Origin of the sequence: Thauera aminoaromatica S2 (assembly GCF_000310185.1) — a bacterium.
GTDB classification, from domain to species: Bacteria; Pseudomonadota; Gammaproteobacteria; order Burkholderiales; family Rhodocyclaceae; genus Thauera; species Thauera aminoaromatica.
Genome location: NZ_AMXD01000007.1, coordinates 32,476 through 57,935, shown reverse-complemented (window position 1 = coordinate 57,935; position 25,460 = coordinate 32,476). Strand labels below are relative to the sequence as shown.

The 25,460-nt window shown below is 68.6% G+C and carries 20 protein-coding genes; 16 read left to right on the top strand and 4 right to left on the bottom strand.

Annotation, left to right across the window (positions count from 1 at the left end; genetic code table 11):
- Position 1 precedes the first annotated feature (1 nt).
- The 4 genes from ubiA to C665_RS02710 all read left to right on the top strand — a co-directional run bounded on the left by ubiA (position 2) and on the right by C665_RS02710 (position 3,804).
- Complete coding sequence (gene ubiA, locus C665_RS02725; protein WP_004299510.1) at positions 2-829, top strand: 4-hydroxybenzoate octaprenyltransferase; 828 nt, start codon at positions 2-4, stop codon at positions 827-829.
- 47 nt (positions 830-876) lie between these two features.
- A complete protein-coding gene (pyrF, locus tag C665_RS02720) occupies positions 877-1,701 on the top strand; it encodes an orotidine-5'-phosphate decarboxylase (RefSeq protein ID WP_004299508.1) in 825 nt (274 codons plus the stop codon).
- 87 nt (positions 1,702-1,788) lie between these two features.
- The gene (gene ubiD, locus C665_RS02715; protein WP_004299506.1) at positions 1,789-3,279 is read left to right on the top strand and encodes a 4-hydroxy-3-polyprenylbenzoate decarboxylase; all 1,491 of its coding nucleotides are present in this window, start codon (positions 1,789-1,791) and stop codon (positions 3,277-3,279) included.
- A gap of 111 nt (positions 3,280-3,390) precedes the next feature.
- Complete coding sequence (locus C665_RS02710) at positions 3,391-3,804, top strand: DUF4870 family protein (RefSeq protein WP_004299505.1); 414 nt, start codon at positions 3,391-3,393, stop codon at positions 3,802-3,804.
- A 173-nt stretch (positions 3,805-3,977) separates the two neighbouring features.
- Here the strand turns inward: C665_RS02710 and dacB are convergent, their stop codons facing one another.
- Entirely contained in the window at positions 3,978-5,411 is a 1,434-nt protein-coding gene (dacB, locus tag C665_RS02705; RefSeq protein ID WP_004299504.1) for a D-alanyl-D-alanine carboxypeptidase/D-alanyl-D-alanine endopeptidase, read from the bottom strand.
- Between the two features lie 143 nt (positions 5,412-5,554).
- Between dacB and C665_RS02700 the strand changes: the two genes are divergently transcribed.
- Positions 5,555-5,905 (top strand): hypothetical protein, encoded by a 351-nt coding sequence (locus C665_RS02700; RefSeq protein WP_004299503.1) that lies wholly within the window; start codon positions 5,555-5,557, stop codon positions 5,903-5,905.
- Between the two features lie 94 nt (positions 5,906-5,999).
- Here the strand turns inward: C665_RS02700 and lysA are convergent, their stop codons facing one another.
- Together lysA and lptM are read right to left on the bottom strand one after the other, a co-directional pair.
- On the bottom strand, positions 6,000-7,271 hold the full coding sequence (gene lysA, locus C665_RS02695) for a diaminopimelate decarboxylase (RefSeq protein ID WP_004299502.1): 1,272 nt from the start codon (positions 7,269-7,271) through the stop codon (positions 6,000-6,002).
- Positions 7,268-7,435: an LPS translocon maturation chaperone LptM gene (gene lptM / locus C665_RS02690; protein ID WP_004299501.1), complete on the bottom strand. Its 168-nt coding sequence runs from the start codon at positions 7,433-7,435 to the stop codon at positions 7,268-7,270. The genes lysA and lptM overlap by 4 nt, the downstream gene beginning before the upstream one ends.
- An 87-nt stretch (positions 7,436-7,522) precedes the next feature.
- On the opposite strand from lptM, the gene cyaY reads away from it, so the two are divergent.
- Complete coding sequence (cyaY, locus tag C665_RS02685) at positions 7,523-7,849, top strand: iron donor protein CyaY (RefSeq protein ID WP_004299500.1); 327 nt, start codon at positions 7,523-7,525, stop codon at positions 7,847-7,849.
- Between the two features lie 134 nt (positions 7,850-7,983).
- On the opposite strand, the gene C665_RS02680 is transcribed toward cyaY, so the two are convergent.
- The gene (locus C665_RS02680) at positions 7,984-10,407 is read right to left on the bottom strand and encodes a penicillin-binding protein 1A (protein ID WP_004299499.1); all 2,424 of its coding nucleotides are present in this window, start codon (positions 10,405-10,407) and stop codon (positions 7,984-7,986) included.
- A 187-nt stretch (positions 10,408-10,594) separates the two neighbouring features.
- Between C665_RS02680 and C665_RS02675 the strand changes: the two genes are divergently transcribed.
- The 10 genes from C665_RS02675 to C665_RS02630 all read left to right on the top strand — a co-directional run bounded on the left by C665_RS02675 (position 10,595) and on the right by C665_RS02630 (position 25,320).
- A complete protein-coding gene (locus tag C665_RS02675) occupies positions 10,595-11,671 on the top strand; it encodes a pilus assembly protein PilM (RefSeq protein ID WP_004299498.1) in 1,077 nt (358 codons plus the stop codon).
- Positions 11,668-12,273 (top strand): PilN domain-containing protein, encoded by a 606-nt coding sequence (locus C665_RS02670; RefSeq protein WP_004299497.1) that lies wholly within the window; start codon positions 11,668-11,670, stop codon positions 12,271-12,273. The genes C665_RS02675 and C665_RS02670 overlap by 4 nt, the downstream gene beginning before the upstream one ends.
- Positions 12,270-12,944 (top strand): type IV pilus inner membrane component PilO, encoded by a 675-nt coding sequence (locus C665_RS02665; RefSeq protein WP_004299496.1) that lies wholly within the window; start codon positions 12,270-12,272, stop codon positions 12,942-12,944. The genes C665_RS02670 and C665_RS02665 overlap by 4 nt, the downstream gene beginning before the upstream one ends.
- A complete protein-coding gene (locus C665_RS02660) occupies positions 12,941-13,465 on the top strand; it encodes a pilus assembly protein PilP (protein WP_004299495.1) in 525 nt (174 codons plus the stop codon). Before C665_RS02665 ends, C665_RS02660 begins: the two co-directional genes overlap by 4 nt.
- A complete protein-coding gene (locus tag C665_RS02655) occupies positions 13,462-15,582 on the top strand; it encodes a type IV pilus secretin PilQ (RefSeq protein WP_004299494.1) in 2,121 nt (706 codons plus the stop codon). Before C665_RS02660 ends, C665_RS02655 begins: the two co-directional genes overlap by 4 nt.
- An 88-nt stretch (positions 15,583-15,670) precedes the next feature.
- The gene (locus C665_RS02650; protein ID WP_004299493.1) at positions 15,671-16,201 is read left to right on the top strand and encodes a shikimate kinase; all 531 of its coding nucleotides are present in this window, start codon (positions 15,671-15,673) and stop codon (positions 16,199-16,201) included.
- Positions 16,189-17,271, top strand: a complete 1,083-nt coding sequence (aroB, locus tag C665_RS02645) for a 3-dehydroquinate synthase (protein ID WP_004299492.1) — start codon at positions 16,189-16,191, stop codon at positions 17,269-17,271. Before C665_RS02650 ends, aroB begins: the two co-directional genes overlap by 13 nt.
- A 161-nt stretch (positions 17,272-17,432) precedes the next feature.
- A complete protein-coding gene (locus C665_RS02640; RefSeq protein WP_004299491.1) occupies positions 17,433-18,557 on the top strand; it encodes a deoxyguanosinetriphosphate triphosphohydrolase in 1,125 nt (374 codons plus the stop codon).
- A gap of 616 nt (positions 18,558-19,173) precedes the next feature.
- Entirely contained in the window at positions 19,174-23,856 is a 4,683-nt protein-coding gene (locus C665_RS02635; RefSeq protein ID WP_004299489.1) for a glutamate synthase-related protein, read from the top strand.
- On the top strand, positions 23,857-25,320 hold the full coding sequence (locus C665_RS02630) for a glutamate synthase subunit beta (RefSeq protein ID WP_004299478.1): 1,464 nt from the start codon (positions 23,857-23,859) through the stop codon (positions 25,318-25,320). It begins immediately after the preceding gene.
- The last annotated feature ends 140 nt before the right edge of the window (positions 25,321-25,460 follow it).

Here is a 25,460-nt window from a genome sequence, read left to right as displayed (position 1 = left end):
GATGCGGATCGACAAGCCGATCGGCACCCTGCTGCTGCTGTGGCCCACGCTGTGGGCGCTGTGGATTGCCGCGGCAGGCTGGCCGCCGCTGCACATCCTGGTGATCTTCATCGTCGGCACCTTCCTGATGCGCTCCGCCGGCTGCGTCATCAACGACTACGCCGACCGCGACTTCGACGGCCACGTCGAGCGCACCCGCACTCGCCCGCTCGCCACCGGCGTGGTCAGCCCCGGCGAGGCGCTCGCGCTCGCCGCCGCGCTGTCGGCGGCCGCCTTCGTCCTCGTGCTGCCGCTCAACACCCTCACCATCCTGCTCTCGGTGCCCGCGCTGCTGCTCGCCGGCAGCTATCCCTTCACCAAGCGCTTCTTCGCGATCCCGCAGGCCTACCTCGGCATCGCCTTCGGCTTCGGCATCCCGATGGCCTTCGCCGCCGTCACCGGCACGGTGCCGGCGACCGGCTGGCTGATGCTGCTGGCCAACATCTTCTGGGCTGTCGCCTACGACACCGAATACGCGATGGTCGATCGCCCGGACGACCTCAAGATCGGCATCAAGACTTCGGCGATCACCTTCGGCCGCCACGACGTGCTGGCGGTCATGCTGTGCTACGCCGCCACTTTCGTGCTGCTCACCGTCGTCGGCGCGCTCGCCGGGCTGGGCTTCGCCTGGTACGCAGGCCTGGTCGTCGCCTGCGCCATCGCGGGCTACCACTACACCCTGATCCGCGCGCGCGACCGCGCCGACTGCTTCAAGGCCTTCCGCCACAACAACTGGGTCGGCGGCGCGATCTTCGCCGGCCTCTTCATCGACCTCCTGCTGCGCGCTTGAGCCCTGTCGGCGCGCGGCGCGCTCTGCCTCACACCGGACCGATCCCCATGCACTTCATGACCGCCCTCCGCGCCGCCTGGCAGCAGCGCGACAGCCTGCTCTGTGTCGGCCTCGACCCCGACCCCGCCAGGTTCCCCGCCCACCTGCAGGGGCGCTCCGACGCCATCCTCCGGTTCTGCACGCAGATCGTCGACGCCACCGCCGACCTGGTGTGCTGCTTCAAGCCGCAGATCGCCTACTTCGCCGCGCACCGCGCCGAGGATCAGCTCGAGGCGCTGGTCGAGCACATCCACGCCCGCCATCCCGGCACCCCGGTCGTCCTCGACGCCAAGCGCGGCGACATCGGCAGCACCGCCGAGCAGTACGCCATCGAGGCCTTCGAGCGCTTCAAGGCCGACGCCATCACGGTCAATCCCTACATGGGCCGCGACTCGGTCGATCCCTACCTGGCCTACCCCGACAAGGGCGTGATCCTGCTCTGCCGCACCTCCAACCCGGGCGGTTCGGACCTGCAGTTTCTGGAGGTCGATACGTCGAAGGGCCGCATGAAGCTGTATGAACACGTCGCGCGCACCGTCGCCGAGGACTGGAACGCCAGCGGCAACTGCGCGCTCGTCGTCGGCGCCACCTTCCCGGCCGAGATCGCACGCGTGCGTGCGCTCGTCGGCGAGCTGCCGCTGCTGGTGCCGGGCATCGGCGCCCAGGGCGGCGACATCGCCGCGACCCTGGCGGCGGGGCGCACGGAGAACGGCACCGGGCTGATGATCAATTCCTCGCGCGCGGTGCTGTATGCGGGGAAGGGGGAAGACTTCGCGGAAGCGGCGCGGAGGGTGGCGGAGGAGACGCGGGACGCGATCAATGCGTACCGCTGATCGAGTCCGATCGCTCGCGGCGGCAACTTACCGGCGGCGGGTGCGTCAACGCCGGCCGCTGCTTCGCACCCATCACGAGACGCACGAATGAAATACGACGACCTCCGCGACTTCCTCGCCCAGCTCGAAGCCCGTGGCGAGCTCCGGCGCATCAAGACCCCCGTCGACACCCACCTCGAGATGACCGAGATCGCCGACCGCGTGCTGCGCGCCGGCGGGCCGGCGCTGCTGTTCGAGAGGCCGGTGACCAGGGGCGTGGCGCAGGCGATCCCCGTGCTCGCCAACCTCTTCGGCACGCCGCAGCGGGTGGCGATGGGCATGGGGGAGGAGGTCGCCGACGGCGACTGGAGCACGCCCCTGCGCGAGGTCGGCAAGCTGCTCGCCTATCTCAAGGAGCCCGAGCCGCCCAAGGGGCTGAAGGACGCCTGGGACAAGCTGCCGGTGCTGAAGCAGGTGCTCAACATGGCGCCCAAGGAGGTGCGCTCCGCGCCCTGCCAGCAGGTGGTGTGGTCGGGCGACGAGGTCGACCTGGCGAAGCTGCCGATCCAGCACTGCTGGCCGGGCGACGCCGCGCCGCTGATCACCTGGGGCCTGGTGGTGACGCGCGGGCCGCACAAGAAGCGCCAGAACCTGGGCATCTACCGCCAGCAGGTGATCGGCCGCAACCGGGTGATCATGCGCTGGCTGGCGCACCGGGGCGGGGCGATCGACTTCCTCGAGCACCAGCGCGCGCATCCGGGCGAGCCTTTCCCGGTCGCGGTGGTGCTGGGCTGCGATCCGGCGACCATCCTCGGCGCGGTGACGCCGGTGCCCGATTCGCTCTCGGAGTACCAGTTCGCCGGCCTCCTGCGCGGTGCCAAGACCGAGCTGGTGAAATGTCTCGGCAGCGACCTGCAGGTGCCGGCGTCGGCCGAGATCGTGCTCGAGGGCGCGATTCACCCGGGCGACATGGCGCCCGAAGGCCCCTATGGCGACCACACCGGCTACTACAACGAGGTCTCCGATTTCCCGGTGTTCACGATCGAGCGCATCACCATGCGGCGCGATCCGATCTATCACAGCACCTACACCGGCAAGCCGCCCGACGAACCGGCGATGCTCGGCGTCGCCCTGAACGAGGTCTTCGTGCCGCTGCTGCAGAAGCAGTTCACCGAGATCGTCGACTTCTACCTGCCCCCGGAGGGCTGCTCGTATCGCCTGGCGGTGGTCAGCATCCGCAAGCAGTACCCGGGCCACGCCAAGCGGGTGATGTTCGGCATCTGGAGCTTCCTGCGCCAGTTCATGTACACCAAGTTCATCATCGTGGTGGACGAGGATGTGAACATCCGCGACTGGAAGGAGGTGATCTGGGCGCTCACGACGCGCATGGACGCCACGCGCGACACCACGCTGGTCGACAACACGCCGATCGACTATCTCGACTTCGCCAGTCCGGTGGCGGGGCTGGGCAGCAAGATGGGGCTGGACGCGACCAACAAGTGGCCGGGCGAGACCAGCCGCGAGTGGGGGACGCCGATCGTGATGGATGCGGCCGTGAAGGCGAAGGTGGATGCGATGTGGGGCGAGCTGGGGCTGTAGGCTTACGTTTTGTTGTTGCACTGCAGCCGAACACCCGGCATGGTCCGCGGTCGAAGCCTTCGTCATGCGCTGCGGATGTCCCCGGCGCGGGCTTCCGTTCGAGGAAAGTCGATGAACAGTCCCTACCCCGCCCCGCTCGAGGCCGGCCAGCCGTCCGAGAACATGGTCACCGTCACCCACCTGGTGTATGCGCTGCATGCCTTCGCGGTGTTCTCGGCGGTGGTGGGCTCGGCCACCATCATCTTCAGCTTCGTGGCCAGCCTGCCCTCGATCGCTGCGGTGATCCTGAACTACTGGAATCAGAATGCGGTGCGGGGTACCTGGCTGGAGAGCCACTTCCGCTGGCAGATCCGCACCTTCTGGTTCGCGGTGCTGTGGATCGCGGTGTCGGTGCTGATGGTGGTGACCATCATCGGCGTGCCCTTCGCGCTCGCGCTGCTGTTGATCGCCGGGCTGTGGATCCTCTACCGCGTGGTGCGCGGGTGGTGGAACCTGATGCAGCGGCAGACGATGCCGATGGCGTGACGTCGCGATGGAGGAGTCGTGGCTGGCGCGAGCCAGCGGGCGCCTGTGCTTGCCGCAGCGCTTGCCGGAGCGCCGCATTCGCGGCTTGCGCCGCTCCTACAGGAGCCGCGGTGCTTCCTGACCCGCAGGAGCGCCGGAAGGCGCGAATGCGGCGCCGCCGTTGCGCGTGGGCCTCATTCCCCGCCGCTCCACAGCCACTCCAGCAGGGCGTCCTGCGCCGCGGCGCTGGCGGCGGCCTCGGGGTGGTTGACCATCATCACCACCGCGTGGCGTTGGCCATTGCGGTCGAGCAGGTAGCCGGCCATCGCGCGCACGCCATTGAGCGTGCCGGTCTTGATGTGGGCCTGGCCGCGTGCGGGGCTGTCGCCGAGGCGGCGGCGGGCGGTGCCGTCGACGCCCGCCACCGGCAGGGCGGCGATGAACTCCGGCATCCACGGCCGCTGCCAGGCGGCCAGCAGCAGCATTCCCAGGCTGTCGGCGCGGATGCGCTCGATCCGCGACAGCCCCGAGCCGTTCTCGATCACCAGCCCGTCGGTGTCGATGCCGGCGGCGGCCAGCGTCGCGGCGGCCGCGCGTGCGCCCGCGGTCACCATGTCCTCGGTCGCGTCCTCGCGCAGGCTCACCCGGCCCAGCGTGGCAAGCAGCTGGCGCGCGATCACATTGCTCGACCACTTGTTCATGTCGCGCACCACGTCCGCGAGTGGATCCGAGTCATCGGAGAACAGTTCTTCCGCCCCGGTCGGCAGGCGGCCTTCGCGCACCGTCCCGCCCAGGTGTCCGCCGACCTCGCTCCACAACGCGGCGACCAGTGCGCTGCCGAATTCGGCTGGCGGCAGCGGCGCGGCGCTCCAGGTGCGCGGGCCGCAGGCGGCGGGCAGGCTGCCGCTCAGTACCAGGCGGCGACCGGGTTCGACCACGGCCTGCAGGTCCTGGTACCAGCTGCCGCAAGGGGCGTCCGAGGTGAGGACGCGGTTGTCGATGACGAGGCCGGCGAGCGGCGGCTCGGCGGCCAGGGCGACCGGCGCGTTGGCCGCCTTGCCCGGGGTCAGGCCGAGCAGCAGGGTGTTGTATTGCAGCAACAGGCCGTACGGACCGCTGTTGTAGGGGCGCACGCCGCGGCCATCGAAGGCGTCGGGGTCGTGCGGCGGCAGGCGCAGCACCGAGGCGTCGAGCACGATGTCGCCCGCCACGCGCTCGATGCCGAGCGCGCGCAAGCGGCGCAGCACCTTCCACAGGCGGTCGTAGCCCAGTACCGGATCGGCGCCGCCGACGAGGTAGAGGTTGCCTTCCAGCACCCCGGCATGGATCGGGCCGTCGCGGGCGATGCGGGTCGTCCAGGTGTGGGCGGGGCCGAGGCGTTCGAGCGCGCTGAAGGCGGTGACGAGCTTCATCACCGATGCCGGATTCATCGGTGCGGTGGCGTTGATTGCGAGCGCGGGCGTGGCGTGGTCCACAGGGCGGGTCCAGAGGCTCACCGCCTCTGCCGGGATACGCGCGCTGTCGAGTGCAAGGCGCACCCCGGGCGGCAGGCCGGCGACGCCGGCGTGGGTGATCGGGGCCAGCAGCAGGCCGGCGATGAATAGCGCGCAAAGGGAAGGATTCTTCATGGGCAGCACAGGGATCCTGATCGAGTGCAGGCGGGCGAGGCGCTAGAATGCGCCCTTCGCCGGCGCAGCTGCGCGGCGGTTTCCATTCGGAGCGGCACACCCGCCGCGCATCTGCAGTCACGCGGCAGGCATACACGGGAAAGATGAGCGGATTCGGACACTACACGCGCACCGCGGATGAACTGGAGCGTGAAATCGTCAAGCGCGGCATCGCGATCGGCATCGACTGGGACGACGCGTCGAGGATGCGCGAGCTGGCACACCGTGCGCTGACTTGCACGCCCGCCTGCATGATGAAGCTGCTGCGCAGCCCGGTGCGCCAGGACAAGCTCACCGGCGAGCTCTTCGCGCTCTCCGAGCTGATGCTGCAGAACATGCGCCAGAGCGCCGAGATCGGCTTCGAAACGCACGGCGGACCGGCCTGGAAGGCCTTCGGGCGCGCGCTCAACGAGGAATACGACGCCGGGGCGCGCCCGCCGGTGGCGAGCGCCTGAGGCGGGCCCCATACGCCGAGCAGGTGCGTCGGTCCGATCGCGGGCCGATCGCGGGATCTGCGGCCGTTGCCCTCGCCACCGGGCTCCCGCCGTCTTACCCCGGCGTGCGCTCGCGCGCGAACAGCTCTTCCACCGTCTCACGCTCGCGCACCACGTGCGCGCTGGCGCCGTCGACCAGGATCTCGGCAGCGCGTGGGCGGGTGTTGTAGTTTGAAGCCATGGTCATGCCGTAGGCGCCTGCCGACAGGATCGCGAGCAGGTCGCCCTCGGCCACCGCGAGGCTGCGCGCACGGGCGAGGAAATCGCCGCTCTCGCAGATCGGCCCGACCACGTCGTAGGTGGTGGGGGCGAGGGCGCGCGGCGTGACCTCGACCACCTCGTGCCAGGCGTCGTAGAGCGCGGGGCGGGCGAGGTCGTTCATGGCCGCATCGACGATCGCGAAGTTCTTCGTTTCGCCCGGCTTGAGGTATTCGATGCGGGTCAGCAGCAGACCGGCGTTGCCGACCAGGGAGCGGCCGGGCTCGAAGCAGAGCTCTTCCTCGCGATCCGCAAAGACCTCCAGCAGCGGGGCGAGGTATTCCGCGACCGGTGGTGGGGTCTCGTCGCGATAGCGGATGCCCAGGCCGCCGCCGAGGTCGATGTGTTCCAGCACGATGCCGTCGGCGGCGAGGCCTTCGACCAGGCCGCGCAGCTTCTGTGCGGCCTCGGCGATGGGCGCGCGGTCGAGCAGCTGCGAGCCGATGTGGCAGGCGACGCCGGTGATGCGCAGGTTGGGCAGCGCCGCGGCGCGGCGGTAGAGCGCCGGGGCGTCCGCGAAGGCGACGCCGAACTTGTTGCCCTTGAGGCCGGTGGAGATGTAGGGGTGGGTCTTGGGGTCGACGTCCGGATTCACGCGCAGCGACACCGGCGCGCGCACGCCGAGCTCGCCCGCCACCGCGTCGAGGTGCTCGAGTTCCGCGGCCGACTCGACGTTGAAGCAGCGGATGCCCGCCTGCAGCGCCTGGCGCATCTCGGCGCGGGTCTTGCCGACGCCCGAGAACACCACCTTGTCGGCACGCCCGCCGGCGGCCAGCACGCGCGCGAGCTCGCCGCCCGAGACGATGTCGAAGCCTGCGCCCAGGCGCGCGAACACCGACAGGATGCCGAGGTTGGAGTTGGCCTTGACCGCGTAGCACACCAGCGCTCGGCGCCCGGCGAGCGCGTCCTTCCAGGCCGCGAAGGCGGCCTCGAGCGCGGCGCGCGAGTACACATAGGTAGGGGTGCCGAAGCGCGCGGCGATCTCGGCGAGCGGCAGCTCCTCCAGCCAGAGCGCGCCGTCGCGCGCGGACAGGGTGGGGGCGGGCCAGCGGGAGGCGGGGGCGTTCATTCGAGCGGCGATTCCTTGATCAGATCCTTCGGCACGACGGGTTTGCTATGATCGGCGCCCGCCGGGGGCGCCGAGGCGGTGCCGGGCGCCGGCAGATAGAGCGGGCCCTTGATGCCGCAGGCCGTCAGCAGCGCGCAGGCGAGCGCGATCGCGGGGAATTGCACGCGTAGGGGGACTCGCAACGGGACTCGCTGAGGGACTCGCATCGCCGTTCTTCGCAAAAAACCGGAATGCTAACAGAAGGAATCAGCATGGAAGAGTCTGTGTTCAATGCACTCGCCGAGGCCGAGCTGGCGCGCATCGAGACGGCCCTGGAGGATTGCGGGGCCGAGCTCGACGTCGAGCCCAAGCCGGGTGGGATCCTCGAGATCGAGTTCGACAACGGCAGCAAGATGATCATCAACCGCCACACCGCGGCGCGCGAGATCTGGGTGGCGGCGAAGTCGGGCGGCTTCCACTTCCGTCCGCTGGACGGGGGCTGGGTCAACACCCGCGATGGTCGCGAGCTGTGGGCGATGCTCGCCGCGCTGGTGGGCGAGCAGTCCGGCGAAGCGGTGAGGCTGCTGCGGCCGAACTGAGCGGAAGGGGCGCTCCTTCCGGGGCGCCCGATGGCGACTTGCGTCGTTCCTGCACGGCGGCCGCGGAGTCGTCATCGCGGGTTCCGCCCCTTGCAGGATCGACGCGAATCGCCATCCCGCGAGCGCCCGCCTGCTCAAGGCCGGATCGGCATCGGCCGGCGTTCCTCGACCGGGGCGGGCGCCTGCGCGCGCGCCGGGCTGGGCGGCGGCAGGATCAGCGGTGCCGGGCCGGGCGGGATCGCCTCGCTTTCGGCCTCCATCGCCGGTGCACTGTCGTTGGCGAACATGTCGCGCAGCCAGTCCGGAACCGGCGGCGGCGCGGGCGGAGCGTATTCGGCATACTGCCAGTCCTGGCTGGTGCCCAGACCGTTCTGCACCTGCATCAGGCCCTCGGGGCGCGGCAGTTCGACCTGCGGCGCGCCTTCGAGCGCGGAGGCCATGTAGTTGATCCAGATCGGCAGCGCGGCCGCGCCGCCGGTCTCGCCCTTGCCGAGGTTGCGCGGCTGGCTGTGGCCGACCCAGCTCACCGCGACGAGGTCCGGGTTGTAGCCGCAGAACCAGGCGTCGACGTAGTCGTTGGTGGTTCCGGTCTTCCCGGCGATGTCCTCGCGCTTGAGGCTGCGCGCGCGTGTCGCGGTGCCGCGCTGGACCACGTCGCGCATCATCGAGTCCATCAGCCAGGCGTTGCGCGCATCGATCACGCGCGGCGCGCTCTGGCCCGCCACCGGCGGGTCGGTACGCGCGATCAGGCGGCCGCTGCCGTCGTACATTTCCTTGACCACGAAGGGATCGACCCGGTAGCCGCCGTTCGCGAACACCGCGTAGCCCGCCGCCATCTGCCAGGGGGTGGCGGCGCCGGCGCCGAGCGCCATGGTCAGGTAGGGGGGATTCTGCGCAGGGTCGAAGCCGAAGCGGGCGAGGTAGTCGCGTGCGTAGTCGGGGGTGATCTTCTCCAGCAGCCGGATCGAGATCATGTTCTTCGAGCGCGCCAGGCCGTCGCGCAGGGTCATCGGTCCCGCATAGCGCCCGTCGTAGTTCTTCGGCTCCCAGGCCTTGCTGCCCGTGACCCCCGCCGGGTAGTAGAGCGGGTTGTCCTCGAGCACGCTTCCCGGACCGAACTGGCGGTCGAGCGCGGCCGAGAAGATGAAGGGCTTGAAGCTCGATCCGGGTTGGCGCACCGCCTGGGTCACATGGTTGAACTTGTTGCGGTGGAAGTCGAAGCCGCCGATCAGCGCGCGCACCGCGCCGCTGTGCGAGTCGATCGCCACCAGCGCGGCCTGCACTTCCGGCAGCTGTGCGAGCTCCCAACCATCCTTGCCGGTATTGCGCACGCGCACGATCGCCCCGCGGCGCACGCGTCGGGCTTGCGGGGCCTTGTCCGAGAGCATCGGCGCGACGAAGGACAGGCCCTTGCCGGTGATGCGGATCTCCTGGCCACGGCGGTAGGCGAGCACCTCCTTCGGGCTGGCCCTGAGCACCAGTGCGGCAAGCAGGTCGTCGTGGTCGTTGGTCTCGCCGAGTGCCTCGTCGAGTTGCTCGTCGGGCACCTGCCCGGAGGGCAGCTCGACGAAGGCCTCGGGGCCGCGATAGCCGTGGCGGCGGTCGTAGTCGAGCACGCCGCGGCGCAGCGCAGCGTAGGCCGCTTCCTGGTCCTTGCGGGTGACCGTGGTGATGATGCGGATGCCGAGCTCGTAGGCCTGCTCGCCGAACTGTTCCACCGCGATCTGGCGCGCCATCTCGGCGACGTAGTCTCCCGGGACGACGATGTCCTGGACGCGGCGGGCCGCGGCGATGTCGCGCTGGCTTTGCTTCGGAGTGGCGAAGGCGAGCGCATGCTGATACTGGGCGTCGTCGATGAAGCCGGCTTCGAGCATGCGGCGCAGGACGTATTGCTGCCGCACTGCGGCGCGCGCGGGGTTCACGATCGGGTTGAAGGCCGAGGGGGCCTTGGGAAGGCCGGCGAGCATCGCCGCTTCGGGCAGGGTGAGCTGTTCGAGTGTCTTCCCGTAGTAGGCGCGTGCAGCGGCGGCGAAGCCGTAGGCGCGCTGGCCGAGGAAGATCTGGTTGATGTAGAGCTCGAGGATCTGGTCCTTGCCGAGGTTCTGCTCGATCTTGAGCGAGAGCAGGATCTCGTAGAGCTTGCGGTTGTAGGTCTTCTCCCGGGAGAGGAAGAAATTGCGCGCGACCTGCATGGTGATCGTCGAGGCCCCCTGGCCGCGGCCCCCGGACGACAGGTTGGCGAGTGCGGCGCGGGCGAGGCCGAGCGGGTCGATGCCGCGGTGTTCGTAGAAGCGCTCGTCCTCGGCGGCGAGGATGGCGTGCTTGAGGTGGGAGGGAACCTCTGCGATGCGAACTACGTCACGGCGCTCCTCGCCGAACTCGCCGATGAGGTGGCCATCGGCCGTATATACTCGGAGCGGAACACGCGGCCGGTAGTCGGTGAGCGTGTCGAGCGCGGGCAGGTTGGGCCAGGCGAAGAACGCCATCGCCGCGAGCGTGGCGATGCCGAGAATGGCCAGCGCGAGCAGCGCTGCGATCGGATACAGGACCCAGCGCATGGGCAATCCAGGATGGTTTCGAGCGGAGCGGCATTATACGGGATGCGCCCGCGTGGCTCGTGTGTCCGTGGATGAGCCGGTCTCGACCGTGACGGGGTTCGCTTTACACCCCAATGGCTTGTTGCTAGCATGCTAGAGCGTTGCTGAGCAATAGCGCGTAACATAAAGAAATTCAAGGGTTTTCTTTGTGATCGACCTCCCCTTTTTCAGCCCTTCGGCGCGCCAGCTCGTCGGGCTCGACATCTCGTCTTCATCCGTGAAGCTCGTCGAGCTATCGGCCGGGGAAAAGGACGCTTACAAAGTGGAGCGCTATGCGGTCGAGACCCTGCCGCGCGATGCGGTGGTCGATGGCAACATCGCCAACCTCGACGCGGTGAGCGAATCCGTGCGGCGCGCGCTGCGCCGCTTCGGCTCCGGCGTGCGCAACGTGGCGCTCGCGTTGCCGTCGTCCTCGGTCATCACCAAGAAGATCATTCTCCCCGAAGGCCTGCGCGAGACCGAGATGGAGTTCGCGGTCGAGGCCGAGGCCAATCAGTACATCCCTTTCGCGCTCGAGGAGGTCAATCTCGACTTCCAGAGGATCGGCCCCGCACCCGGCAGTCCCGGGGATGTCGAGGTCCTGATCGCCGCCTCGCGCAAGGACAAGGTGGAGGATCGCGTCGCGGTGGCGCAGGCGGCCGGGCTCAAGGCGGTGATCGTCGATGTGGAGTCGCTGGCCACCGAGTCCGCCCTGGAGTTGGTGTGCCGGCAGTTGCCGCGCGGCGGAGCCGACCAGGTGATCGCGCTGGTCGACATCGGCGCCTCGGTCATGAACGTGACGATGTTCCGCAACGGCCACTCCATCTATTCGCGCGAGCAGGCCTTCGGCGGCAGCCAGTTGACCCAGGACATCGCACGCCAGTACGGCATGAGCTTCGAGGAAGCGGAATCCGCCAAGCGCGCCGGCTCGCTCCCCGACAGCTACCCGCGCGACCTGATGCGTCCTTTCATGGACAGCCTCGCGCTCGAGGTCTCGCGCGCCTTGCAGTTCTTCTTCACCTCCACGCCGTTCAACCAGGTCGACCACGTCGTGCTTGCGGGCGGCTGCGCGGTGCTGCCGGGACTCGGCGACGTCGTCGCGGCGCGTACGCAGGTCGATACGCTCATCGCCAATCCCTTCGCGAGCATGACCTTGAGCGGCAAGGTCCGCCCTAAGGCGCTGCTCGCCGACGCGCCGGCGCTGATGGTCGCGTGCGGGCTGGCGCTGCGGAGGTTCGACGCATGATCCGCATCAATCTGCTGCCGCACCGGATTGCCAAGCGCAGGCAGCGCAGGCGGCAGTTCTACGCGCTCGCCGGCAGCATGGTGCTGCTGGGGGCGCTGATCGGCTTCGGCGTGCACATGGTTTACACCGCACACATCGAGGACCAGGAGGCGCGCAACGCCTTCCTCAAGGAGGAGATCGTCCGGCTCGACCGCGAAATCGCGGAGATCCGCCGCCTGCGCGAACAGATCGATGCGATGCTGGCGCGCAAGCAGGTGATCGAGTCGCTGCAGGGGACCCGGGCCGAAACCGTGCATCTGTTCAACGAGCTCGCCCAGCGCCTGCCCGACGGCGTATATCTGAAATCGGTCAAGCAGACCGGCAGGCAGGTGAGGGTCGTCGGGCTGGCGCAGTCGAACGCGCGGGTGTCGCACTTCATGCGCAACGTCGAGGCTTCCGCCTTCCTGGAGCAGCCCCGGTTGATCGAGGCCAAGGCCGTCACCCAGGATAACCGCCGCTTGAGCGAGTTTTCCCTCGACATCGCCATCCGCCCGCCGGTGCAGGCGGAGCCCGAGGGGGCCGCCGGCGCCGCGAAGGCGGCCGCGAAGGGGACGCAAAAATGAGCTTCGATCTGGGCGCGCTGCGCGACGGCATCGACTTTCGCCGCCTGGCGGAGGATTTCCGCGGCCTTGATCCGCAGGATCCCGGCATGTGGCCCGCCGCGCCGCGCGTGGTGGTCGCGGTCTGTCTGCTGTTGCTTACGGTCGCCGGGTTCTGGTGGTTCGACTGGCAGGGCCAGGTCGAGACCCTGGAGGCGCGCCAGACCGAGGAGGTGCAGCTGCGCGAGAGCTGGGTGACGAAGAAGCGCCAGGCAGTCAATCTCGAGGAGCACCGCCGCCAGCTCGCCGAGATCGATCGCCAGTTCGGCGCCCTGCTCAAGCAGTTGCCCAACCGCGCCGAGATGGACTCGCTGCTTTCGGACATCAACCAGGCCGGCCTCGGGCGTGGCCTGCAGTTCGAGCTCTTCAAGCCGGGCGCGGACGTGATCAAGGAGTTCTACGCCGAGATGCCGATCGACGTGCGCGTGACCGGCGTCTATCACGATCTCGGGGAGTTCGTCGCCGACCTCGCCAGCATGCCGCGAGTGGTGACCCTGGGCGACGTCGGCATCGAGGCCGACAAGGATGGACGCCTCAAGCTGCAGGCCAAGGCGGTCACCTACCGCTACCTCGACGAGGAAGAGCTCGCGCAGCAACGCAAGGCGGCGCAGGCCGCGAAGCAGGGGAACAAATGATGAACAGGGCCGTGTTGATCGGCGCCTGTGTACTGCTCGCCGGCTGTGCCGGGGGTGGCCAGGACGACCTCGAGGCCTGGATGGGCGAGCAGGCCAAGACCATGCGCGGCGCGGTGCGGCCCCTGCCCGAATTGCGCCAGGTCGCGGTCGTCGCCTATGCGGGAACGCAGGGAGACGATCCCTTCCGCAGTGCGCGCATGGAGCCCGAGCGGCGGGCCTCGGCGAGCGCGCTGCGCCCCGACCTCGATCGCCGCCGCGAGCCGCTCGAGGCCTTCCCGCTCGAATCGCTGCAGATGGTGGGCGTGCTGATGCAGGGAAACAACACCCATGCGCTGGTCAAGGCGGGGACCGTGCTCCATCAGGTGAAGGCCGGGAACTACATGGGACAGAATTTCGGCGTGATCACTCTGGTCACCGAGAACGAGATCAAGCTGCGCGAACTGGTCGAGGATGTCTATGGCGACTGGGTTGAACGGACCAGCACGCTGACATTGCAGGAGCGCCAGGAGGCAGGAAAATGAGACACCGCATCGGAGTGCTGCTGACCGCAGCCGCTTTCGCAGGCCTGGCGCCCGCGCCTGCCGTGCTGGCCCAGGACGCGTCGCAGACGCAGAGCTTCGACAACCGGATCGAGGCGCTGGAGGTCGCCGAACAGGGCGGCGCGATCTACGTGCGCCTGACCCTGCGCGAGCCGCTCGCCAGCCCGCCGCCGAGCTTCAGCGTGGCCAACCCGGCGCGCATCGCCTTCGATTTTCCGGGTACCGCGAACGCCCTCGGGCGCAACGTGCAGACCATCGACCAGGGCGACCTGCGCAGCGCCAACATCGTCCAGGCCGGCGACCGCACCCGGCTCGTGCTCAACCTCACCCGCATGAGCCCCTACGAGGCGCGCGTGCAGGGTCGCGACCTCATCATCGCGCTCTCGCCGGCCGCTGCGCGCGCGGTGCAGGGCACGGCGGTGAGCGAAGCTGCGGCCAACTTCGCCGCGCCGCGTTCGAATGCGGCGGCCGCGGGCGGCCTCGCGGTGCGCGACATCAACTTCCGCCGCGGCGCCGGCGGCGAGGGGCGCGTGGTGGTCGACCTGTCGAATCCGGAGGCCGGCATCGACATCCGCCAGCAAGGCGGCAACCTGGTCGTCGACTTCCTGCAGGCCGCGTTGCCCGACCACCTGCGCCGCCGCTCCGACGTCACCGACTTCGCCACCCCGGTCACCTCGATGACGGCCCAGCAGGTGGGCGACCGCGTACGCCTGACCGTGACCCCGAACGGGCTGTGGGAGCACAACGCCTACCAGAGCGACAACCGCTTCGTGCTCGAGGTGCGGCGCGTCGCCGAGGACCCGACCAAGCTCGGCGGCGGGCGCAGCGACTACAAGGGCGACAAGCTCTCGCTGAACTTCCAGAATGTGGATGTGCGCTCGGTGCTGCAGGTCATCGCCGACTTCACCGACTTCAATATCATCACGTCCGACTCGGTGCAGGGCAACCTGACCCTGCGCCTGAAGGACGTGCCCTGGGACCAGGCGCTCGACATCATCCTGCAGGCCAAGGGCCTGGACATGCGCAAGAACGGCAACGTCATCTGGATCGCCCCGGGTGACGAACTCGCCGCGCGCGAGAAGCTGCAGCTCGAGGCCAAGGCGCAGATCGTCGACCTCGAGCCGCTGCAGACCGAGAGCTTCCAGATCAACTACCACAAGGCCAAGGAGATCTTCGATTTCCTCAAGAGCAAGGACCAGACCATGCTCTCGAAGCGTGGCAGCGTGGTGGTGGACGAGCGCAGCAACAAGGTCTTCGTGACCGACGTCGCCACCCGCTTGCAGGCCTTGCGCCGGCTGGTGCAGGAGATCGACGTGGCGCCGCGCCAGGTGCTGATCGAGGCGCGCATCGTCGAGGCCAACAAGACCTTCGCGCGCGATCTGGGGGTCCGGCTCGGTTTCGGCAGCAAGGGCGTCGCCTCGCTGGATGGTGCACGCCTCGGCTTTGGTTCGTCGTCGCTGACAGGGGGGGGGAGCAACAATCCCAACACCTTCACGCCGACCGTCGCGCAGTCGGGGACGGGGTTCATGCCGGTCGGCTACGGCTCACTCGGGCTCAGCCTGTTCAACAGCCGAGCCACCCGTTTCCTCAACCTCGAGCTGCAGGCTCTCGAGACCGATGGCCGTGGGCGGGTGGTTTCCAGCCCGCGCGTTCTCACCGCCAACCAGGTCGAGGCTTCGATCGAGCAGGGCACCGAGATTCCTTACCAGGAGGCGTCGAGCTCCGGCGCGACCAGCGTGTCCTTCAAGAAGGCGGTGCTGTCGCTCAAGGTCAAGCCGCAGATCACCCCCGACGGCCGCCTGCAGCTGTCGATCGAGGTCAACAAGGACCGCCCGCTCTACGAGCAGACCCTGCTCGGCGTGCCGCCGATCGAGACCAAGAACGTCAAGAGCGAGGTGCTGATCGAGAACGGCGGGACCGTCGTGATCGGTGGCATCTACGAGGAAGAGGAGTCGACCGGCGAGGACAAGGTGCCGGTGCTCGGCGACGTGCCGGTGCTCGGCCATCTGTTCAAGTCGCAGAGCAAGGTGTCGAACCGCAAGGAGCTCCTCGTCTTCATCACCCCGCGCATCGTCTCCGACGCGCTCACGCTGCGCTGAGTCCGGCGCTTCTGCTGATACAATCCCGAGGGCGGGCATCCGGCATGGATGCCCGCCCTTTTTCATCAGGATTTCCGGCGAGTCACGCGTGAGCTGTCTGATACTGATCGGCATGATGGGCGCCGGCAAGACCACGGTCGGCAAGGAACTGGCACGCAGGCGCCGGATGCGCTTCGCCGATTGCGACCAGGCGATCGTGGCGCGCACCGGCGTCAGCATTCCGACCATCTTCGAGCTCGAGGGCGAGGCGGGATTCCGCCGTCGCGAGACGCAGATGATCGACGAGCTCACCCGCGAGCCCGACCTCGTGCTCGCCACCGGCGGGGGGGTGGTCGTCACGCCGCTCAACCGCGAGCTGATGCGCGAGCGCGGCATCGTGATCTACCTCGACGTGCCGACGCAGGTGCTGTTCGAGCGCACCCGTCACGACCGCAACCGCCCGCTGCTGCAGGTCGAAAATCCGCGCCAGCGCATCGAGGAACTCCACCGCGCGCGCGACCCCCTCTATCGCGAGACCGCCCACATCATCCTCGCAGGCGGCCGCGGCAACCCCTGCAACATGGTGCGCCAGATCGAGGAGGCGCTCGCCCGCTACAAGGCCGACACATGCAGACCCTGAACGTGGCGCTCGGCGAGCGCGCCTATCCCATCCACATCGGCCGCGGCCTGCTCGGGCGCGCCGACCTGATCCTGCCTCACCTGAAGACGCAGCGCGTCGCCATCGTCACCAACGAGGTGGTGGGCCCGCTCTACCTCGAACGCCTGCGCGCCGGCCTCGAGGACGCGGGCGTGCGCACCGCCGCGGTGGTGCTGCCCGATGGCGAGGCGCACAAGGACTGGGAGACGCTCGCCCGCATCTTCGACATGCTGCTCGCCGAGCGCTGCGAGCGCTCCACCACCCTGGTCGCGCTCGGCGGCGGGGTGGTGGGCGACATGGGCGGCTTCGCCGCGGCCTGCTACCAGCGCGGCATGCCCTTCATCCAGGTGCCGACCACGCTGCTGTCGCAGGTCGACTCCTCGGTGGGCGGCAAGACCGCGATCAACCACCCGCTCGGCAAGAACATGATCGGCGCCTTCTACCAGCCCAGGCTGGTGCTCGCCGACATCGACACCCTCGACACCCTGCCCGATCGCGAGCTCTCCGCCGGCCTGGCCGAGGTGATCAAGTACGGCCTGATCCGCGACCCCGGCTTCCTCGCCTGGCTGGAGCTCAATCTGGACCGCCTGATGGCGCGCGACACCGATGCGCTCGCGTGGGCGATCGAGCGCTCCTGCCGCAACAAGGCCGAGGTGGTGGCAGCCGACGAGACCGAGCAGGGCGAGCGCGCGCTGCTCAATCTCGGCCACACCTTCGGTCACGCCATCGAAACAGGCCTCGGCTACGGCGAATGGCTGCACGGCGAGGCGGTCGCGGCCGGCACGATGATGGCCGCCGAGCTGTCGCGCCGCCTGGGCTGGATCGACGCCGCCGCGGTGGCGCGCATCGAGGCGCTGCTCGAGCGCGCCCGCCTGCCGGTGTGGGGCCCGCGGCTCGGCGTCGAGCGCTATGTCGAGCTGATGTCGCACGACAAGAAGGTCGAGGCTGGCAAGCTGCGCCTGGTGCTGCTGCGCGCGCTCGGGTGCGCGGTGATGCACGGCGAGGCCCCGGCCGGCGAGATCGCCGCGGCGATCGAGGCGCGCTGCCGCTGAGTTCGCGGCGATCGAGGCGCGCTGCCGCTGAGTTCGCGGCGAGCGCGGTCGAGGGCGCTCCCGCTGCGTGCTCCGCCGTCGTGGGCGCGGGCATGCCCGCGAATGGGGCGGCGAGGAACGTCCGCCCGCTGTCGTCTTGCTGCGCCAATTCAGGAGCCTGCATGCTGCAACTCGCCCCCTATGCCGTCACCGAGACCGCGTCGCGCGGCCGTGTTCATGACGAGCCTGCCCCGGTCGCGCGCGGCCAGTTCCAGCGCGACCGCGACCGCATCGTGCATTCCACCGCCTTCCGCCGCCTGGAATACAAGACCCAGGTGTTCGTGAACCACGAGGGCGATCTGTTCCGCACCCGACTCACGCACAGCATCGAGGTGGCCCAGCTCACCCGCGGCATCGCGCGCGAGCTCGGCCTCAACGAGGATCTCGCCGAGGCCATCGCGCTCGCGCACGACCTCGGCCATACCCCCTTCGGCCACGCCGGGCAGGACGCGCTCAACGCCTGCATGAAGGACTACGGCGGCTTCGAGCACAACCTGCAGTCGCTTCGAACGGTGGACCTGCTGGAAGACCGCTATGCAGGCTTCGACGGGCTGAACCTGATGTTCGAGACGCGCGAGGGCATCCTCAAGCACTGCTCGCGTGCCAACGCCGAGCGCCTCGGCGAGCTCGGCCAGCGCTTCCTCGACGGCACCCAGCCCTCGCTCGAGGCCCAGCTCGCCAACCTCGCCGACGAGATCGCCTACAACAATCACGACGTGGATGACGGCCTGCGCTCGGGGCTGATCACGCTCGAGCAGCTCGACGAGGTGCCGATCTTCGCGGTGCAGCGGCGCGAGGCCGAGGCGCGCTGGTCGGGTCTTTCGGGGCGCAAGCTGATCAACGAGACGGTGCGGCGCATGATCCACCTGATGGTGATCGACCTCATCGAACAGACTCGCGCCAACATCGCCGCCGAGGGGGTGGCGACGCTCGCCGACGTCCATGCCGCACCGCGCCTGGTGGCGTATTCCGACGCGCTGCTGCCGCGTCTGCGCGAGCTCAAGGTCTTTCTGCGCGACAAGCTCTACCGCCACTACCAGGTGCTGCGCATGACCAACAAGGCGCGCCGCATCGTCGGTGACCTGTTCGCGGCGTTCATGGACGATCCCCACATCCTGCCGCCGCAGTATCAGGCAATGGCGCGCGAGGACAAGCCGCGCGCCATTGCCGACTACATCGCCGGCATGACCGACCGCTACGCGATGAAGGAGCACCGGCGCCTGTTCGCGGTGGGGGAGATTTATTGAGACGGGGGCTTCCTGCATGCTCGGTGCAGTCTCCGGACTGCACGGCGAGTCGGGTCGGCTGAATCGCGACTGGCGTCGCTCCCACGGGCAAGTCGAGCACCATGGCGCGCATCGGTCACGGCGGCGGGGTGGGCGGTGGTTTTCGTAGGAGCGACGCGAGTCGCGATCCATGCATGCGAGCCCCCGCGGCGCTCGTTTGCGCGCCGCACATCGGGTTCGCCGAATCGCGACTCGCGTCGCTCCCACGGGCAAGCCGAGCGTCGCGGTGCCATTCGGCTGCGGGGGGCGACTGCGGGGTCTCGGAGAGGCCGCCCGGCGGGTGTTTTCGTCGCGTGCCGCAGTGCAAAAAAACTGTTGAATCCGGCGAGCTTTGGGGGGTATAGTTTTTCGACCGCAGCGAACAGGACGGTAGTGTCCAAAATGGTGCATGAGGCCTGAAAAGGTCGCCCTTCGACCCTGTGGAATCGCTGTTTCTGCACCAGATTGGTGCAGACTACAAAGCCGGTGCGCGCGCGCCCGGCTTTTTTGTGCGCGTTCGGTTTGTCGGCGACGGCCTTTCGGCCGATTTCGTCCGACCCCGAGCACGTGATCTTGAGTGTCGTTTGAGGAATCGAAGATGGATCTGCCCCAAAAGCAGGGTCTGTATGACCCCGCCAATGAACACGATGCCTGTGGCGTGGGTTTCATCGCCCACATCAAGGGCGAGAAACGTCATGACATCATTCTGCAGGGCCTCGAGATCCTGAAGAACCTCGACCATCGCGGCGCGGTGGGGGCCGACCCGCTGCAGGGCGACGGCGCGGGCATCCTGATCCAGATCCCCGACCAGCTCTACCGCGAGGAGATGGCGGCGCAGGGCGTGACCCTGCCGTTGCCCGGCGAGTACGGCGTCGGCATGGTGTTCATGCCCAAGGAAGCCGCCTCGCGCCTCGCCTGCGAGCAGGAGATCGAGCGTGCGGTCGTGGCCGAAGGCCAGGTCGTGCTCGGCTGGCGCGACGTGCCGGTCAACCGCGACATGCCGATGTCGCCCACGGTCAAGGCCATGGAGCCGATGATCCGCCAGATCTTCATCGGCCGCGGTCCCGACGTCATGGTCACCGAGGCGCTCGAGCGCAAGCTCTACGTCGTGCGCCGCCGCTCCGCCAACGCCATCGGCGCGCTCAAGCTCAAGCACGCCAAGGAGTTCTACATGGTGTCGTGCTCGGCACGCACCGTGAACTACAAGGGCCTGCTGCTCGCCGACCAGGTCGGCGAGTACTACCCCGACCTGCGCGATGCGCGTGCGGTGTCGGCGCTGTCGCTGGTGCACCAGCGCTTCTCGACCAACACCTTCCCGAAGTGGAACCTCGCCCACCCGTTCCGCTACATCGCACACAACGGCGAGATCAATACCCTGCGCGGCAACTACAACTGGATGCGCGCGCGCGAGAAGGGCGTGCATTCGCCGCTGCTCGGCGACGACCTGCAGAAGATCTGGCCGCTGATCTACCCCGGCCAGTCCGACTCGGCCTCCTTCGACAACGCGCTCGAGCTGCTGGTGATGAGCGGCTACTCGCTCGCCCACGCGATGATGATGATGATCCCCGAGGCCTGGGAGTCGCACACGCAGATGGACGAGAAGCGCCGCGCCTTCTACGAGTACCACGCGGCGATGATGGAGCCCTGGGACGGCCCCGCGGCGGTGGCCTTTACCGACGGCCGCCAGATCGGTGCCACCCTCGACCGCAACGGCCTGCGTCCGGCGCGCTACCTGATCACCGACGACGACCTCGTGGTGATGGCCTCCGAGTCCGGCGTGCTGCCCATCGCGGACAGCAAGATCGTCAAGAAGTGGCGCCTGCAGCCCGGCAAGATGTTCCTGATCGACATGGAGCAGGGCCGCATCATCGGCGACCAGGAGATCAAGGAGTCGCTCGCCCACGCCAGGCCCTACGCCGACTGGCTGCGCCGCATCAACATCAAGCTCGACACCCTCGAGGCGCCGGCCGTGCTCGACACCGCCGCCGCCGACGAGCGCGTCGCGCCGCTGCTCGATCGCCAGCAGGCCTTCGGCTACACGCAGGAGGACATCAAGTTCATCCTCGAGCCGATGGGCAAGGCAGGTGAGGAAGGCACCGGCTCGATGGGCAACGACTCGCCGCTGGCGGTGCTGTCCTCGAAGAACAAGCCGCTGTTCAACTACTTCCGCCAGCTCTTCGCGCAGGTCACCAACCCGCCGATCGATCCGATCCGCGAGCAGATGGTGATGTCGCTGGTGTCCTTCATCGGCCCGCGCCCCAACCTGCTCGAGATCAACGAGATCAACCCGCCCTTCCGCCTCGAGGTGAGCCAGCCCGTGCTCGACTTCGAGGGCATGGCCAAGATCCGCAACATCGCGCGCTACACGCAGAACAAGTTCCGCTCCGCCGAGCTGGACATCTGCTACCCGGCGGAGTGGGGCAACGAGGGCGTCGAGGCGCGCCTGGCCTCGCTGTGTGCCGACGCCGAGAACGCGGTGCTGGCGGGCACCAACATCCTCATCGTGTCCGACCGCAAGCTCGCCGCCGACCGCGTCGCCATCCCCGCGCTGCTGGCGCTGTCCGCGATCCACCAGCACCTGGTGGAGAAGGGCCTGCGCACCCGCACCGGCCTGGTGGTCGAGACCGGCTCGGCGCGCGAGGTGCATCACTTCGCGGTGCTCGCCGGCTACGGCGCCGAAGCCGTGCATCCCTACCTCGCGCTCGAGACCCTGGCCCACCTGGCCGACGACGCCGAGACCGCGGCCAAGTACGTCAAGCACTTCGTCAAGGCGATCGGCAAGGGCCTGATGAAGGTGATGTCCAAGATGGGCATCTCGACCTACATGTCCTACACCGGCGCTCAGATCTTCGAAGCCGTCGGCCTCAAGCAGGCGCTGCTCGACAAGTACTTCACCGGCACCACCAGCCAGGTCGAGGGCATCGGCGTGTTCGAGGTGATGGAAGAATCCATCCGCCTGCACAAGGCCGCCTTCGGCACCGACCCGGTGCTGCACGACATGCTCGACGCCGGCGGCGAGTATGCCTTCCGCATCCGCGGCGAGGAGCACATGTGGACGCCGGACGCGATCGCCAAGCTGCAGCACGCCACGCGCTCGGGCAAGGCCGACACCTACAAGGAATACGCCAAGATCATCAACGACCAGAGCCGCCGCCACATGACGCTGCGCGGCCTGTTCGAGCTCAAGGCCGCGCTCACCCCGGTGCCGCTCGACGAGGTTGAGCCCGCCAAGGAGATCGTCAAGCGCTTCGCCACCGGCGCGATGTCGCTCGGCTCGATCTCCACCGAGGCGCACACCACGCTTGCGGTGGCGATGAACCGCATCGGCGGCAAGTCGAACACCGGCGAGGGCGGCGAAGACCCGATGCGTTTCAAGCCGCTGACCGAGGCGATCAAGCTGTCGCAGGTGATCGGCGAGAAGCGCATCGCGCGCGACCTCGACCTCAACGCCGGCGACTCGCTGCGCTCGGCGATCAAGCAGGTGGCCTCGGGCCGCTTCGGCGTCACCACCGAGTACCTGGTCAACGCCGACCAGATCCAGATCAAGATGGCCCAGGGCGCCAAGCCCGGCGAGGGCGGCCAGCTGCCCGGCCACAAGGTCTCGGAGTACATCGGCTTCCTGCGTCACTCGGTGCCGGGCGTTGGCCTCATCTCGCCGCCGCCGCACCACGACATCTACTCCATCGAGGACCTCGCGCAGCTCATCCACGACCTCAAGAACACCAACCCGGCCGCGAGCATCTCGGTCAAGCTGGTGTCCGAGATCGGCATCGGAACGGTGGCGGCGGGCGTGGCCAAGGCCAAGGCCGACCACATCGTGGTTGCCGGCCATGACGGCGGCACCGGTGCGAGCCCGTGGAGCTCGATCAAGCACGCCGGCTCGCCGTGGGAGCTCGGGCTGGCCGAGACGCAGCAGACCCTGGTGCTCAACCGCCTGCGCGGACGCGTGCGCCTGCAGGTCGACGGCCAGATCAAGACCGGCCGCGACGTCGTCATCGGCGCGCTGCTCGGCGCCGACGAGTTCGGCTTCGCCACCGCGCCGCTCGTCGTCGAGGGCTGCATCATGATGCGCAAGTGCCACCTCAACACCTGCCCGGTCGGCGTCGCCACCCAGGACCCGGTGCTGCGCGCGCGCTTCTCGGGCCAGCCCGAGTACGTGGTCAACTACTTCTTCTTCGTCGCCGAGGAAGTGCGCGAGCTGATGGCGCAGCTCGGCGTGCGGACCTTCGACGAGCTCATCGGCCGTGCCGACCTGCTCGACATGAAGAAGGGCATCGCGCACTGGAAGGCGCAGGGCCTCGACTACTCGCGCATCTTCTACCTGCCCAACGTGCCCGCCGAGGTGCCGCGCCTGCATCGCGAGACGCAGGACCACGGCCTCGACAAGGCACTCGACAGGCAGCTCGTCGTGCTCGCCAAGCCGGCACTGGAGAAGGGTGAGAAGGTCAACATCGACCTGCCGGTGCGCAACATCAACCGCACCGTGGGCGCGATGCTCTCGGGCGAGGTGGCCAAGCGCTACGGCCATGCCGGCCTGCCCAACGACACCATCCACATCCGCCTCAACGGCACCGCCGGGCAGAGCTTCGGCGCCTTCCTGGCGCGCGGCGTCACGCTCGAGCTGGTGGGCGAGGGCAACGACTACGTCGGCAAGGGCCTTTCGGGCGGCCGCATCATCGTGCGCCCGAAGGCCGAGTTCCGCGGCGACACGCCGCAGAACATCATCGTCGGCAACACCGTGCTCTACGGCGCGACCGAGGGCGAGGTCTACTTCGCCGGCGTCGCGGGCGAGCGCTTCGCGGTGCGCAACTCCGGCGCCACCGCGGTGGTGGAGGGCGTGGGCGACCACGGCTGCGAGTACATGACCGGCGGCACCGTGGTCGTGCTCGGCGAGACCGGGCGCAACTTCGCCGCCGGCATGTCGGGCGGCGTGGCCTACGTGCTCGACGAGGACGGCACGTTCGAGCAGCGCTGCAACATGGCGCAGGTCGCGCTCGAGCCGCTGCCCGAGGAGATCGCCGCGCGCAAGGGCTCGGAGTCGGGCGACGAGCTCGAGTCCCACGGCCGCGTCGACATCGACCACCTGACGATGGGCGACGAGCTCATCCTCAAGGGCCTGATCGAGCGCCACGTCCGCTTCGCCAGCAGCGTGCGTGCGCGCGAGATCCTGAACAACTGGGGCCTCTGGCGGAAGAAGTTCGTCAAGGTGTTCCCGCACGAGTACCGCCGCGCGCTGACCGAGATGGCTCAGCAGCGCGAAGCTGAGAAGGAGGCCGCATAAATGGGCAAGCCCACCGGATTCATGGAATATCAGCGTCTGTCCGAGGCCTACGAGCCGGTCGACAAGCGCCTGAAGACCTACAAGGAGTTCGTCGTCCGCCTCACCGACGAGCAGGCGTCGGTCCAGGGCGCGCGCTGCATGGACTGCGGCATCCCGTTCTGCAACAACGGCTGCCCGGTCAACAACATCATCCCGGACTGGAACGACCTCGTGTATCGCGGCCACTGGCGCGAGGCGATCGAGGTGCTGCACTCGACCAACAACTTTCCCGAGTTCACCGGCCGCATCTGCCCCGCACCCTGCGAGGCGGCGTGCACGCTGAACATCAACACCGACGCGGTGGGCATCAAGTCGATCGAGCACGCGATCATCGACAAGGCCTGGGAAGAGGGCTGGGTGGTGCCGCAGCCGGCCGAGGTCAAGACGGGCAAGAAGGTCGCCGTGGTCGGCTCCGGCCCGGCCGGCCTCGCGGCCGCGCAGCAGCTCGCGCGCGCCGGCCACGACGTCACCGTGTTCGAGAAGAACGACCGCATCGGCGGCCTGCTGCGCTACGGCATCCCCGACTTCAAGATGGAGAAGTCGCTGATCGACCGCCGTGTCGAGCAGCTCCAGGCCGAGGGCGTGGTGTTTCGCACTGGCGTGCTGGTCGGCGCGCAGAATGTGCCCGCCGGCATCGTCAATGATGCGAAGCAGGTCGTCAGCGCCGAGCAGCTCAAGCAGGACTTCGACGCCGTGGTGCTCGCCGGCGGCTCCGAGATCCCGCGCGACCTGCCGGTGCCGGGCCGCGAGCTCGGCGGCGTGCATTACGCGCTCGAGTTCCTCATCCCGCAGAACAAGCAGGTCGCCGGCGACAAGCCCAATCCGATCTCGGCCAAGGGCAAGCACGTGGTGGTGATCGGCGGTGGCGACACCGGCTCCGACTGCGTGGGCACCTCCAACCGCCACGGCGCAGCCAGCGTGACCCAGTTCGAGCTCATGCCGATGCCGCCCGAGCAGGAGAACAAGGCGCTGACCTGGCCCTACTGGCCGACCAAGCTGCGCACCTCGTCCTCGCACGAGGAAGGTTGCGAGCGCGACTTCGCCGTCGCCACCAAGGAGTTCATCGGCAAGAACGGCAAGGTCAAGGCGCTCAAGGCCTGTCGCCTGGAGTTCAAGGACGGCAAGATGTCCGAGGTGCCGGGCTCCGAGTTCGAGATCAAGGCCGACCTGGTGCTGTTCGCGATGGGCTTCACCCAGCCGGTGGGCGGCGTGCTCGAAGCCTTCGGTGTGGACAAGGACGCCCGCGGCAATGCCAAGGCGAGCACCGACGGTGCGGGCAGCTACACCACGAACGTGCCCAAGGTCTTCGCCGCCGGCGACATGCGCCGCGGACAGTCGCTGGTGGTGTGGGCGATTCGTGAGGGCCGCCAGTGCGCCCGTGCGGTCGATGAGTTCCTGATGGGTGAGAGCTTGTTGCCCCGATAGGCGAATCGCCCACGAGGGGAGAGTTGACGATTGCGGGCCGACCGGCCCGCAAGGCGCGAGGGCCGCCAGTGTGCCCGTGCGGTCGACGAGTTCCTGATGGGTGAGAGCCTGCTGCCGCGCTGATATCCTCTGCGCTGAAG

What these genes read in the sequence shown, in the direction of transcription:
- C665_RS02660 (WP_004299495.1), top strand. Translation starts at nt 12,941, where the DNA reads ATGATGAACAGGGCCGTGTTGATCGGCGCCTGTGTACTGCTCGCCGGC.
- C665_RS02670 (WP_004299497.1), top strand. Translation starts at nt 11,668, where the DNA reads ATGATCCGCATCAATCTGCTGCCGCACCGGATTGCCAAGCGCAGGCAG.
- C665_RS02655 (WP_004299494.1), top strand. Translation starts at nt 13,462, where the DNA reads ATGAGACACCGCATCGGAGTGCTGCTGACCGCAGCCGCTTTCGCAGGC.
- C665_RS02665 (WP_004299496.1), top strand. Translation starts at nt 12,270, where the DNA reads ATGAGCTTCGATCTGGGCGCGCTGCGCGACGGCATCGACTTTCGCCGC.
- C665_RS02630 (WP_004299478.1), top strand. Translation starts at nt 23,857, where the DNA reads ATGGGCAAGCCCACCGGATTCATGGAATATCAGCGTCTGTCCGAGGCC.
- pyrF (WP_004299508.1), top strand. Translation starts at nt 877, where the DNA reads ATGCACTTCATGACCGCCCTCCGCGCCGCCTGGCAGCAGCGCGACAGC.
- C665_RS02635 (WP_004299489.1), top strand. Translation starts at nt 19,174, where the DNA reads ATGGATCTGCCCCAAAAGCAGGGTCTGTATGACCCCGCCAATGAACAC.
- cyaY (WP_004299500.1), top strand. Translation starts at nt 7,523, where the DNA reads ATGGAAGAGTCTGTGTTCAATGCACTCGCCGAGGCCGAGCTGGCGCGC.
- C665_RS02680 (WP_004299499.1), bottom strand. Translation starts at nt 10,407, where the DNA reads ATGCGCTGGGTCCTGTATCCGATCGCAGCGCTGCTCGCGCTGGCCATT.
- ubiA (WP_004299510.1), top strand. Translation starts at nt 2, where the DNA reads ATGCGGATCGACAAGCCGATCGGCACCCTGCTGCTGCTGTGGCCCACG.
- aroB (WP_004299492.1), top strand. Translation starts at nt 16,189, where the DNA reads ATGCAGACCCTGAACGTGGCGCTCGGCGAGCGCGCCTATCCCATCCAC.
- C665_RS02640 (WP_004299491.1), top strand. Translation starts at nt 17,433, where the DNA reads ATGCTGCAACTCGCCCCCTATGCCGTCACCGAGACCGCGTCGCGCGGC.
- ubiD (WP_004299506.1), top strand. Translation starts at nt 1,789, where the DNA reads ATGAAATACGACGACCTCCGCGACTTCCTCGCCCAGCTCGAAGCCCGT.
- C665_RS02710 (WP_004299505.1), top strand. Translation starts at nt 3,391, where the DNA reads ATGAACAGTCCCTACCCCGCCCCGCTCGAGGCCGGCCAGCCGTCCGAG.
- C665_RS02700 (WP_004299503.1), top strand. Translation starts at nt 5,555, where the DNA reads ATGAGCGGATTCGGACACTACACGCGCACCGCGGATGAACTGGAGCGT.
- dacB (WP_004299504.1), bottom strand. Translation starts at nt 5,411, where the DNA reads ATGAAGAATCCTTCCCTTTGCGCGCTATTCATCGCCGGCCTGCTGCTG.
- lysA (WP_004299502.1), bottom strand. Translation starts at nt 7,271, where the DNA reads ATGAACGCCCCCGCCTCCCGCTGGCCCGCCCCCACCCTGTCCGCGCGC.